This is a genomic window from Microbulbifer zhoushanensis (genome assembly GCF_021729055.1).
Lineage (GTDB): Bacteria > Pseudomonadota > Gammaproteobacteria > Pseudomonadales > Cellvibrionaceae > Microbulbifer > Microbulbifer zhoushanensis.
Window position 1 is genome coordinate 69,656 of the sequence record NZ_JAJSAO010000007.1, and the last position, 11,888, is coordinate 81,543.

The following is an 11,888-nucleotide window of genomic DNA, read 5'->3' on the forward strand; positions in this document are numbered from 1 at the left end:
CGGGTATTCCGCAGGGCCGGGGAAGGCCCGGCGGCGGCTATTCTGCCACAGATTAAAAATTAACCACACTGGAGCCTCCCAGGGAAGCGCAATGGAAGTCCCACATCCCCTCTACAGCGCCGAGTCGGTCCGCGAGCTGGACCAGCGCACTATCGCCGCGCTCAAGATCCCATCGATCACGCTGATGAAGCGCGCCGGTCGTGCCGCCTTCGCCCAGCTGCAGGCACGCTGGCCCGAGGTGGGGCGCGTGCAGGTGTTCTGCGGTGGTGGCAACAACGGCGGCGACGGTTATGTGATTGCAGCCTTGGCGGCGCAGAAGCAGATCCCGGTAACCGTCTATGCCTGCGTGGAGCCGCAGAAACTGTCCGGCGATGCGCAAGAGGCCTTCCGCTACGCCGAGCGCGAGGGCGTGCATATTGTGACCTCGCTGGCAGAGGTGGACAGCGCCGACGGGCATACGGTGATCGTCGATGCCCTGCTGGGCACGGGCTTTTCCGGGACGGTGCGGGAGCATATGGCTCATGCCATCGAGCGCATCAACAAGTCCCCGGCGCCGGTGCTGGCGGTGGATATGCCCTCCGGGGTGGAGTCTGACAGTGGGGCAGCCGGGACCGCGGTCCAGGCAGATATCACGGTAACCTTTATCGCGCGCAAGTTCGGCCTGTTCTGCGGCCGCGGTGCGGCGCTGAGCGGCGAGGTGGTGTTTGCCGGCCTGGGTGCGCCGGATTCGGTATATCGGGATATGCCCCTACTGGCGCAACGTTACGACGGCGCCAGTGTGCCACGGCTGCCAGAGCGCCCGGCGGATGCTTACAAGAACCAGTTCGGCCACGTGCTGGTGGTTGGGGGTGATCGCGGCTTCGGTGGCGCGGCGATGATGGCGGCGGAATCTGCAGCGCGCACCGGCGCCGGCCTGGTTTCCCTCGCCACCCGGCCCGAGCACCTGCCGGCGGCGCTGACGCGATGCCCTGAGGTGATGGCGCGCCCGGTGATTTCCGGGCAGGAGCTCGAGCCGCTGCTGGATGCTCCCAGCGTGATAGCGGTGGGCCCGGGGCTGGGTCGCGATCCCTGGGGCGAACAACTGCTGGCGCGCGCTGCCCGCGCACAGGTGCCGGTGGTGCTGGATGCGGATGCCCTCAATATCCTCGCCGGTGGGCGCGTGCTGGCGGGGCACCGGCGCGACGACTGGATTCTTACGCCCCATGTGGGTGAGGCGGCAAGGCTGCTGGGCTGGGAGACTTCCGAGGTGCTGGCTGACCCGCGCGGTGCCGCGCAGGCGATTCAGGAGAAGTTCAGCGGTGTGGTGATACTCAAGGGAGTGGGAACCCTGATTGCCCACGAGGGCGGGGTGGACCTGGTCAACAGCGGCAACCCGGGCATGGCCTCCGGGGGCATGGGCGACCTGCTTACCGGGATCGTCGCTGCGCTGGTTGGGCAGCACATGCCGCTGCCGAAGGCAGCGCAGCTGGCAGTGTGGCTCCATGGTGAGGCGGGTAACCGCGCAGCCACAGATGGCCAGCGCGGCCTGCTGGCCACCGACCTGCTGCCCTGGATAAGAAAACTGGTGGACTGATGGAACTGAACCGGCAGCTGGCTGACGAAGAGTCCACTGTGGCAGCGGGGGAGGCGCTGGGTCGCGCCTGCCTGGCAGTGGGGATGCCGGCCGGCATGACTGTGCACCTGCACGGCCAGCTGGGCGCGGGCAAGACGACATTCTGTCGGGGCGTGCTGCGGGCCTTCGGCCATCGCGGCGCAGTCAAAAGCCCCACCTATACGCTGGTGGAGCCCTATGAGCAGGGGCCGCAGCGGGTGTACCACTTCGACCTCTACCGCCTGGGCGACGCCGAGGAGCTGGAGTTTATGGGGGTGCGCGACTATTTTGCGCCCGATAGCCTGAGCCTGGTGGAATGGCCGGAGCGGGGTGAGGGTGTACTGCCGCCCGCGGACCTGGTGGTGGCACTGTCGGTGCCGCAACAGGGGCGGGCACTGCGCATGCATGCGCAATCCGGGCAGGGGGAGCGGGTGCTCAGGGCAATTGCTCCCCTGTTGGGATAAACTTACCGCCGACAGGGCAGGGACAAGCGGCAAGAATAACGTTAACAGGGCTGAACCATGAATCGAGTCTGGCGTCGACTTAGCGGCCCGGCCTGTGTGCGGGCAGCGGCACTTTTTCCTCGACATCTTTCACGGCTTCTCGCGCAGCATCGCGGTCAACAGCGTCTAACTTTGCCGGGGGCACTGGCCCTTATTGCAGTGCTGTTGCTCCCTGCCGGGGGGGCGCTGGCGACCGAAGTCCAGGGGGTACGCCTGTGGCGGGCCCCGGACCACACACGACTGGTATTCGACCTCAGCGGTCCCGCCGAGCACAAGCTGTTTACCCTGAATAACCCGCACCGGGTGGTGATCGATGTGGACGACACCCGCCTGGCGGCAGCGATTGAGGGGCTGGAGCTGGAAAACACGCCTATCGAGCAGGTGCGCCATGCCCGGCACAACAAGAAAGACCTGCGGGTGGTGCTGGACCTGAAGCAGGAAACCAAGCCGCGCAGTTTCGCCCTGCGACGCCTGGACGAAAAACCCGATCGCCTGGTGATTGACCTCTACGATCACGTCGTGCAGCAGGAGAAAACCGTGCTCGAGGTCAGCCGGGAGCGCGATATCGTGATCGCCATCGACGCCGGCCACGGCGGCGAGGACCCGGGCGCATCCGGTCCCGGTGGGCTGCGCGAGAAGGATGTGGTGCTGGCCATCAGCCGGCAGCTGCACAAGGCGATCGACAGTCGTCCCGGTTTCAGTGCCAAGCTGGTGCGCACCGGTGATTACTATATTCCACTGCGCGAGCGGGTGAACAAGGGGCGCAAGATGCGCGCCGACCTCTTCGTCTCCATTCATGCGGACGCCTTTACCCGCAAGGATGCCCGCGGCGCCGGTGTGTACGCGGTCTCCTCCCGCGGCGCCACCAGTGAAACCGCGCGCTTCCTGGCGCAGCGGGAAAACGAGTCCGACCTGATTGGCGGTGCCGGCAGCCTCAACCTGGGCGACAAGGACGACACCCTGGCTGGCGTGTTGCTGGACCTGTCGATGACGGCAACCATGAATGCCAGCCTCGATGTGGGCGCGAGTGTCCTGGCGCAGTTGGGCCAGGTGACCCACCTGCACAAGAAGCAGGTGGAGCAGGCCAACTTCTCCGTGCTGCGCTCGCCCGATGTGCCCTCGATCCTGGTGGAGACCGGCTTTATCACCAACCCCCATGAGGCTCGCCGGCTGCGTGACCCGTCATTCCAGCGCAGGCTGGCACAAAAACTCAGCGAAGGTATAGTGGCGCACTTCAGTAGCCGCCCGCCGGCGGGATCCTGGCTCGCCGCCAATGCCGGCCAGAACCGCAAACACACCATCGCCCGCGGGGATACCCTGTCGGCGATTGCCGCGCGCTACAACGTTTCGGTTACCGCGCTGAAAAAGGTCAACGGCATCAGCAATTCGGTGATCCGGGTGGGCCAGACGCTGAGGATTCCCTCGGGCTGAGGCCCGTCACATAAAAAGACCCCCGATACAGGAGCCTGGTCACAGGCCGTTATTCCCGTTTATGCACGACAAGATCCAGCAACTCTCCCCGCGCCTCGCCAACCAGATCGCCGCCGGCGAGGTAGTCGAGCGCCCCGCGTCCGTGATCAAGGAGTTGCTGGAGAACAGTCTCGATGCCGGCGCCACGCGCCTGGACGTGGAGATCGACAACGGCGGCATCAAGCGGATCAAGGTGCGGGACAACGGCAAGGGCATCGGCCAGGATGACCTGCCCATGGCCCTGGCCCGCCACGCCACCTCCAAGATCCATGCGCTGGAAGACCTGGAAGCGGTGGCCACGCTCGGTTTTCGCGGCGAGGCGCTCGCCAGTATCTCGTCAGTGGCGCGCCTGGCGCTGACCAGCAGCCGCGACGAGAGTGGCAAGGGCTGGCAGGTCAGTGCCGAGGGGCGCGACATGCAGGCGCAGGTGGCCCCCGCCGCGCACCCGCGCGGTACCACCGTCGATGTGCGCGACCTGTTCTTCAATACGCCCGCAAGGCGCAAGTTCCTGCGCACCGAGAAGACCGAGTTCAACCGGGTTGACGACACCATCAAGCGGCTGGCGCTGTCGCGGTTCGATGTCGCCATTACCCTGCGGCACAACGGCAAGGGGGTGCACAACCTGCGCGCCGGCAGTGGCCGGGTGGAAATGGAGCGCCGGGTATCGCAGGTCTGCGGCCCGGCCTTTATGCAGAATGCCCTGCACATCGACGTTGAGCGCAGTGGCCTGCGCCTGTGGGGCTGGGTGGCGGAGCCGGCCTTCTCGCGCTCGCAGGCCGACCTGCAGTTTTTCTACGTCAATGGGCGCGCCATTCGCGACAAGGTGGTCAGCCACGCAGTGCGGCGCGCCTTCGCCGACGTACTCTACCACGGCCGCCATCCCGCGTTTGTCCTGTACCTGGAGCTCGACCCGGCTTCGGTCGATGTCAATGTGCACCCCACCAAGCACGAGGTGCGCTTCCGCGACAGCCGCCTGGTGCACGATTTCCTCTTCGGCAGCCTGCACCGGGCGCTGGCTTCCGTGCGGCCGGGGGACCGGGACGACGCCAATGGCGGCGAGGCCCCCGCGGGCCAGCCGCTACAGCCATCGCCGGCGCCGGCGGTCGCGGGAGTGGCGGCGGGGGAGTTTGCCGGCCAGCAGCGTATGCCCCTGTCCTCCTCACCTTCGCCGGAGCGTTTGCAGGGCCAGATGCAGGGGTACGGGGCGCTGCACCAGCCCTATGCTGGTGGCGCCGCGGTGGCCGAGGCATCACCTGCCGCCCCGGCATCGCAGGGCTGGAATGCATCCCTGCCGGCTGAGGCCGATGAAGCCGCGGCGCCCCCCCTGGGCTTTGCCCTGGCGCAGCTGCATGGCATTTATATCCTGGCGCAGAATGACCAGGGGCTGATTGTGGTGGATATGCATGCGGCCCACGAGCGTATCGTTTATGAACAGATGAAGACCGCCCATGCCGCCGGCGGTATCCAGGCACAGCCATTGCTGGTGCCGGTGAGCCTGGCGGTGAGCCAGCGCGAGGCGGATTGCTTTGAGGAGCGCAGTGAGGTCTTTACCGCGCTAGGCTTTGTTCTGCAGCGGGCGGGACCGGAGACCCTGCTGGTGCGGCAGGTACCCACCATGCTGCATGGCGCCGAGGTGGAGCAGCTGGTGCGGGACGTACTTTCTGACCTGCTGGCCCAGGGTGGCAGCGACCGGATCGGGGAGCGCATCAACGAGGTGCTGTCCACCATGGCCTGCCACGGCTCGGTGCGGGCCAATCGCAAGCTGACGGTGCCGGAGATGAACGCCCTGTTGCGGGATATGGAGCGCACCGAGCGCAGCGGGCAGTGCAACCACGGCCGCCCCACCTGGACCCAGGTGAAGCTGGGCGACATGGATAAGTGGTTTATGCGCGGCCAGTGAACCCGCGGCAAGGATGATGCAAGCTTGAAAAATGCCAACGGCGGCGACCTGCCGCCCGCCATTTTCCTGATGGGCCCGACGGCCTCGGGCAAGACCGACCTGGCCATGGCGATCGCCGACCGGTTGCCCGTGGAGCTGGTCAGCGTCGATTCGGCGCTGGTCTATCGCGGCCTGGATATCGGTTCGGCGAAGCCCGGTGCCGCCGAGCTGGCGCAATACCCCCACCGCCTGATCGATATCTGTGATCCGGCCGAATCCTATTCCGCCGGTGATTTCCGCCGCGATGCGCTGGCGGCCATGGATGAAATCACTGCCGCCGGGCGCATCCCTTTGCTGGTTGGCGGAACAATGCTGTATTTCCGTGCTCTATTGGAGGGAATGGCTGAACTGCCTGCGGCGGATCCGGCCGTGCGTGCCGAGATCGAGGCGCGGGCGGCGCGGGAGGGCTGGCCGGCACTGCACGCAGAGCTGGCCGGGGTGGACCCGGAACTGGCTGGCGAGCTGCATCCGAACCATTCGGTGCGAATCGAGCGGGGCCTGGAGGTTTACCGCCTTACCGGGCGGCCGCTGTCGGAGCTGCGGCGCGAGCAGGCTCGCGACCCGCTCACCGATCGCTACCGCGTGACCCAGCTGGCACTGCTGCCGCGGGACCGCGCGCTGTTGCACGAGCGCATAGAGCGACGCTTCCTGCGGATGCTGGAGCACGGGTTCGTGGATGAGGTGCGCGCCCTGCACGCGCGGGGCGACCTGCACGCGGACCTGCCGGCGATTCGCGCAGTGGGCTATCGGCAGGTATGGCAGTACCTGGCCGGTGAGCTGGATTACGACGAAATGGTCGCCGCGGGGATCGCCGCCACCCGGCAACTGGCCAAGCGCCAACTCACCTGGCTGCGGCGCTGGCCGGACCTGGCGCGGATTTACCTCCAGGCGCCGGATGGCACATTGCGCAAAAATGACGAAATCTTGGCGGAAGCCTTGAAATTTCTCGCATGAGCAGCCATAACGTGGGTGTGCCGTCCTCAGGTCGGTATTGATCAGTCAGTTATTATCACAGAGTCCGGCGATTTCCGGCTCATTTTGTACGCGTATTCAACCGTAACCGTTCTTTAGTTCGCGGCGTTCGCGAGCGCGATTATGGCCTGCATACGGCTTCCAGCTTTTGACAAGGAGAAAAAAGATGTCAAAAGGGCACAGCTTACAAGACCCTTACCTCAACGTTTTGCGCAAAGAGCGTATCCCGGTTTCCATCTATCTCGTAAATGGCATCAAGCTTCAGGGGCAAATTGAATCTTTTGACCAGTTCGTGGTGTTGCTCAAGAACACCGTGAGCCAGATGGTATACAAGCACGCCATCTCCACCGTAGTGCCGTCCCGTGCGGTGCGCGTGCCGCTGCTGAACCCGGCGGCCCAGGGTGGTGCTGAAGGTGCTGGTGAAGGTGGTGAGCGCGACAGCTTCGCCTGATCCCGCCCTGCCCGAAACGCAGTGAGTGCCCCGGCCCGCCGGGGCTTTTGCGGTTGGGGGGCGGCAATAGCCGTGCCCGCAACAAGCCTTTTCTGCCGTGGGGAGCGGTAACCGTGATTCCCCGGCAACAGTTGAGAATTCCCATTGTTTTTTGATCGACCGGAATCCGGTGAACTGGCGGTGCTGGTGCACCTGGAACTGTCAGCAGTCGACAGCCCCGAGGACCCGCGCGAATTCGAAGAGCTGGCCCTGTCCGCCGGTGCGGACCCGGTCACGTTCATTTTTGGCCAGCGCGCCAAGCCCGATCCCCGTACTTTTGTGGGGCGCGGCAAGCTGGAGGAAATCCAGCAGGCGGTCAAAGAGCACGGCGCCGAGCTGGTGATTTTTGACCACAACCTGTCGCCCAGCCAGGAGCGCAATGTCGAGCGTGAGCTTCGCTGCCGGGTGCTGGATCGCACCGGCCTGATCCTGGATATCTTTGCCCAGCGCGCCCGCACCCACGAGGGTAAGTTGCAGGTGGAGCTGGCCCAGCTGCGGCATATGGCCACGCGGCTGGTGCGCGGCTGGACCCACCTGGAGCGCCAGAAGGGCGGTATCGGCCTGCGCGGGCCCGGTGAGACACAGCTGGAAACGGATCGCCGGCTGCTGCGGGCCCGTATCGACTCCATCGAGAAGCGCCTGGAAAAGGTACGCCGACAGCGCGACCAGGGGCGCCGCGCCCGCACCCGTGCCGAGGTGCCCACGGTATCCCTGGTAGGCTATACAAACGCGGGCAAGTCCACGTTATTCAACCGGCTGACCGATGCCGGCGTATATGTCAGGGACCAGCTGTTTGCGACGCTCGACCCCACCATGCGACGGGTTGAGCTGCCGAGCGTGGGTGGCATGATCCTGGCCGATACCGTGGGCTTTGTCTCGCACCTGCCGCACCGGCTGGTCGAGGCGTTCCGCGCCACCCTGGAAGAGGCGGCCAGTGCCACGCTGTTGCTGCACGTGGTGGATGCTGCTGCGGACGATCGCCTGCACCTGATGGAGGAGGTGCAGTTGGTACTCGAGGAAATTGACGCCGCTGACTTGCCGCAGCTGGTGGTGTACAACAAGATCGACCTGCTGGCGGCGAAAGAGCCCACCATCGATCGCGATGCCGACGGCGTGCCGCGGGCGGTGTGGGTGTCGGCGGTCACCGGGGCCGGGTGTGACCTGCTGGTGGAGGCCATTTCCGAACGCCTGGGCGAGCAGATGGTGCGGGGGCAGCTGCTGGTTGCCCCGCGCCACGGGCGCCTGCGGGCACAGCTGTACGAAATCAACGCGGTCAAGCACGAAGCCTACCGCGACAACGGCGACGTCGAGCTGGAGCTGGTATTGCCGCGGGGCGACCTGCAGCGATTACTGGCACCCTATGCCGACGCCGGCGACGGACCGCAGTGGCGGGCGTCGGAGTGACGGAAAACCGGTAGCGATCAATGCTAGAATCGCGCCGCAACGAACAAGATTCTCAGAGAGTTGGAGTAAGTCGATGGCCTGGAACGAGCCGGGTGGTAATAACAAGGACCCCTGGGGCGGCGGTGGAGGTAACAATCCCAACGGCGGCCCGCCGGACCTGGATGAGCTGCTGCGCAAGCTGCAGCGCAAGTTGAGCGGCATTTTCGGTGGCGGTGGCCCCGCCAGCGGCGGCGAGTCCGGCCGCTTCCCGTGGGCGCTGGTGGTGATTGTCGTGGCAGTCCTCTATGGCCTGCTGGGCTTCTACCAGGTTAACGCCAACGAGTCGGCCGTGATCATGCGCCTGGGCAAGTACCACGGCACCGAGATGTCGGGGCTGCACTGGAATCCGCCGCTGATCGACAGTGTCACCAAGGTGAACATGACCGAAGTGCGTACCGAGCGCACCACCGGCCAGATGCTCACCGAGGACGCCAACATCGTCGAGGTGGTGCTCACGGTCCAGTGGCATATCGATGACGCGGAGTCCTTTGTGCTGCGGGTGGCCGACCCCCTCAAAAGCCTGCAGGAAGCCACCGACAGCGCGCTTCGCCATGTGGTCGGCTCGGCGACGCTGAACGGGGTTATCTCGCAGAACCGGACCCAGGTCTCTGCCGACACCCAGCAGCGCCTGCAGGAGTACCTTGACCTCTACCAGACCGGTATCCGCGTCGACGTGGTCAACCTGACCGATGCCAAGGCGCCGCGCGAGGTGCAGGACGCCTTTGATGACGTGACCAAGGCCCGCGAGGACGAGGTGCGCTTCAAGAACGAGGCCCAGGCCTACGCCAACCAGGTGATCCCGGTGGCACGCGGTAGCGCCCAGCGCATGATCGAGGAGGCCGAGGCCTACAAGGCCCGCGTGGTCGAGCTGGCCCGGGGTGAGACAGTCCGCTTTGAAAAACTGCTGACCGAATACCAGCTGGCCCCGGCGGTGACCCGCGAGCGCCTGTACCTGGACACAGTGCAGGACGTGATGAGCAATACCTCCAAGGTGATGGTGGATGTCGAGGGCGGCAACAATATGATGTACCTGCCACTCGACAAGCTCGCCGAGGGCACTGCCAGTAATGCGGCCCAGCGCAAGGATACTTCCCCCCAGGTGATCGACGAGATCTACCAGCGTGTGGTGGAGCGCCTGCGCACCGAGGCTGCCAACAGCCGCCGCAATCGCGATGTACGGTAAGGGGGGAGAAGCATGAACAACAGAACTCTCGTAATCATCGCCGCGCTGCTGCTGGCAGTGCTGGCGATCTCCTCCAGTGCCTTCGTGGTCAAGGAGACCGAAAAGGCGGTGCTGCTGCGTTTCGGTGAACTGGTGCGGACCGACTATGAGCCGGGTCTTTATTTCAAGATTCCGCTGGTACATGAGCTGCGCAAGTTCGACGCGCGAATCCAGACGGTCGATTCACAGCCGGTGCGGATGCTCAACTCGGAAAACAAGTTCATGATGGTGGACTCCTATGCGAAGTTCCGCATCTTTGACGTGAGCCGTTTCTATGTCGCCACCCGCGGCGACGAACGCAACGCGGTGCGCCTGCTTTCCGAGCAGATCAATAACCGCCTGCGTAACCAGTTCGGTGTGCGCGACCTGCACGAGGTGGTGAGTGGCCAGCGTGATGAGCTGATGTCCGAAATCACCACGAACCTCAATGAGGTGGCGCAGACAAACCTGGGCGTGGAAGTGATTGACGTGCGGGTGAAGCGCATCGACCTGCCGCCGGAAGTGTCGGAATCCGTGTTCCAGCGGATGCGTGCCGGCCGGGAGCTGGAAGCCCGTGACCACCGCGCCAAGGGCCAGGAGGCCAGCGAGCGCATCCGCGCCAATGCGGACCGCCAGGTGGTGGAGATCGAGGCCGAGGCCGAGCGCAAGGCCGAGGAGCTGCGCGGTGAGGGGGATGCCACGGCAGCTTCCATTTACGCGGCCGCCTTCAGCAAGGACCCGGAGTTCTATCGCTTTACCCGCAGCCTCAAGGCCTACCGGGAGTCCTTCAACGATCGCGCGGATATGCTGTTGATCGAGCCGGACAGCCAGTTCTTCCGCTACCTCAAGGATGCCGAGGGGAAGAAGGACTGAGTCCCCCCTAACCGGCCGGTCAGGGCACATAATGCGGTGCCGGGGGGCATGGTGCCCCCGGCCCGGTTGTTACCCCTACCTTCCGCCGGCCACTTGATGGTAAAATCATGCAAACCGGGCGTCGCCCGGTTTTTTTGTGGGCTGCCGGCCTGTCCGGCCGGTTCCCGTCGCTTCACAATCAGCGCCTGTTGCAATCATGACCCAACCAGATCGCTGGATGCTGCCGGAAGGCATCGCCGAAATCCTGCCCGCGGACGCCAAGTGCATCGAAACGTTGCGCCGTCGCCTGCTGGACCTCTATCACAGCTGGGGCTACGAACTGGTAATCCCGCCGATGGTGGAGTTTACCGATTCCCTGCTGATCGGCATGGGCCGCGATATCGACCTCAGCACCTTCAAGGTGACCGACCAGTTGTCCGGGCGCACCCTGGGCATTCGTGCGGATATCACTCCCCAGGCCGCGCGCATTGACGCTCACAGCTTCCCGCGTGCCGGCGCCAACCGGCTGTGCTATGCCGGCCAGGTGCTGCATACGCGCCCGCGCACAGCCATGGGCTCCCGGGCCCCGATCCAGATCGGTGCCGAACTCTATGGTGTCGACAGCCTGCAGGCCGATATCGAAGTCATCTCGCTGATGCTGGAAAGCCTGCTGGCCGCCGGGGTGGAGCAGATCCACCTGGACCTGGGTCATGTGGCAATCTACCGCAGCCTGGCGGCAGCCGCCGGCCTGGATGCCGAGCAGCAGGGTGAGCTGTTCGGGATGCTGCAGAGCAAGGCCAGCGCCGATATCCAGCAGTGGGTCGCCGACAATATTGGTGAAACCCGCATCGCCAGCTGGCTGTGTGCGCTGCCGGGCCTCGCCGGCGGCAATGACTGCCTGGCACGGGCGCGGGAGCTGTTCGACGAGGCGCCGCAGGCCCTGTGGGAGGCACTGGCGGACCTGCAGCAGGTGGCTGACGCCCTGGCGCAGCGCTACCCGGCAGTGGAGCTCTTCTTTGACCTGAGCGAAGTGCGTGGCTACGACTACGAAACCGGGCTGGTATTCGCCGCCTATACCCCGGGCCACGGCCAGGCTCTGGCAAATGGCGGCCGCTATAACGGTATCGGGTCGGTGTTCGGTCGCGAGCGTCCGGCCACCGGCTTCAGTACTGACCTGGTGGCCCTGAATACCCTCGGCCGCGATTCACTGGCGGAGCCCGGGGCAATCTTTGCCCCGCAGGTGGATGGCGAGTCCCTGTGGCGCAAGGTGGATGCCCTGCGCCGCGCGGGAGAGGTGGTGATTACCGCCATGCCCGATATCGGTGAGGGGGAGATCCTGGAACGTTGCGACCGTGAACTGGTTGAGCGCGATGGTGAATGGGTGGTGCAGCCGCGGGGCTGAACCGGACTAAGATTATTGAATTTGC

General features: G+C 65.2%; 10 protein-coding genes. All 10 read left to right on the forward strand.

The genetic code is table 11. The features are described from left to right. Positions 1-91 precede the first annotated feature (91 nt). The 10 genes from LVD10_RS14980 (at position 92) to LVD10_RS15025 (ending at position 11,863) form a co-directional block, all read left to right on the forward strand. The gene (locus LVD10_RS14980) at positions 92-1,573 is read left to right on the forward strand and encodes an NAD(P)H-hydrate dehydratase (protein ID WP_237064154.1); all 1,482 of its coding nucleotides are present in this window, start codon (positions 92-94) and stop codon (positions 1,571-1,573) included. After that, positions 1,573-2,055: a tRNA (adenosine(37)-N6)-threonylcarbamoyltransferase complex ATPase subunit type 1 TsaE gene (gene tsaE / locus LVD10_RS14985; protein WP_232940684.1), complete on the forward strand. Its 483-nt coding sequence runs from the start codon at positions 1,573-1,575 to the stop codon at positions 2,053-2,055. Before LVD10_RS14980 ends, tsaE begins: the two co-directional genes overlap by 1 nt. Positions 2,056-2,253: 198 nt before the next feature. Continuing rightward, complete coding sequence (locus LVD10_RS14990) at positions 2,254-3,525, forward strand: N-acetylmuramoyl-L-alanine amidase (RefSeq protein WP_370636824.1); 1,272 nt, start codon at positions 2,254-2,256, stop codon at positions 3,523-3,525. 61 nt (positions 3,526-3,586) lie between these two features. Then, entirely contained in the window at positions 3,587-5,464 is a 1,878-nt protein-coding gene (gene mutL, locus LVD10_RS14995; protein WP_237064156.1) for a DNA mismatch repair endonuclease MutL, read from the forward strand. 69 nt (positions 5,465-5,533) lie between these two features. Then, complete coding sequence (gene miaA, locus LVD10_RS15000; protein ID WP_233006713.1) at positions 5,534-6,457, forward strand: tRNA (adenosine(37)-N6)-dimethylallyltransferase MiaA; 924 nt, start codon at positions 5,534-5,536, stop codon at positions 6,455-6,457. Positions 6,458-6,641: 184 nt separating this feature from the next. After that, positions 6,642-6,926 carry an RNA chaperone Hfq gene (gene hfq / locus LVD10_RS15005; protein ID WP_232940687.1) on the forward strand — a complete coding sequence of 95 codons (285 nt, stop codon included), beginning with the start codon at positions 6,642-6,644 and terminating at the stop codon, positions 6,924-6,926. 144 nt (positions 6,927-7,070) lie between these two features. After that, a complete protein-coding gene (gene hflX, locus LVD10_RS15010) occupies positions 7,071-8,369 on the forward strand; it encodes a ribosome rescue GTPase HflX (protein ID WP_232940688.1) in 1,299 nt (432 codons plus the stop codon). Positions 8,370-8,442: 73 nt separating this feature from the next. Then, entirely contained in the window at positions 8,443-9,591 is a 1,149-nt protein-coding gene (gene hflK / locus LVD10_RS15015; RefSeq protein ID WP_232940689.1) for an FtsH protease activity modulator HflK, read from the forward strand. 12 nt (positions 9,592-9,603) lie between these two features. Beyond that, a complete protein-coding gene (gene hflC, locus LVD10_RS15020; RefSeq protein ID WP_237064158.1) occupies positions 9,604-10,482 on the forward strand; it encodes a protease modulator HflC in 879 nt (292 codons plus the stop codon). A 196-nt stretch (positions 10,483-10,678) separates the two neighbouring features. Further along, positions 10,679-11,863, forward strand: a complete 1,185-nt coding sequence (locus tag LVD10_RS15025) for an ATP phosphoribosyltransferase regulatory subunit (protein WP_237064160.1) — start codon at positions 10,679-10,681, stop codon at positions 11,861-11,863. Positions 11,864-11,888 lie beyond the last annotated feature (25 nt).

Coding starts and splice junctions, on each gene's coding strand:
- mutL (WP_237064156.1), top strand. CDS start 3,587: ATGCACGACAAGATCCAGCAACTCTCCCCGCGCCTCGCCAACCAGATC.
- tsaE (WP_232940684.1), top strand. CDS start 1,573: ATGGAACTGAACCGGCAGCTGGCTGACGAAGAGTCCACTGTGGCAGCG.
- LVD10_RS15025 (WP_237064160.1), top strand. CDS start 10,679: ATGACCCAACCAGATCGCTGGATGCTGCCGGAAGGCATCGCCGAAATC.
- miaA (WP_233006713.1), top strand. CDS start 5,534: ATGGGCCCGACGGCCTCGGGCAAGACCGACCTGGCCATGGCGATCGCC.
- hflC (WP_237064158.1), top strand. CDS start 9,604: ATGAACAACAGAACTCTCGTAATCATCGCCGCGCTGCTGCTGGCAGTG.
- hflK (WP_232940689.1), top strand. CDS start 8,443: ATGGCCTGGAACGAGCCGGGTGGTAATAACAAGGACCCCTGGGGCGGC.
- hfq (WP_232940687.1), top strand. CDS start 6,642: ATGTCAAAAGGGCACAGCTTACAAGACCCTTACCTCAACGTTTTGCGC.
- LVD10_RS14980 (WP_237064154.1), top strand. CDS start 92: ATGGAAGTCCCACATCCCCTCTACAGCGCCGAGTCGGTCCGCGAGCTG.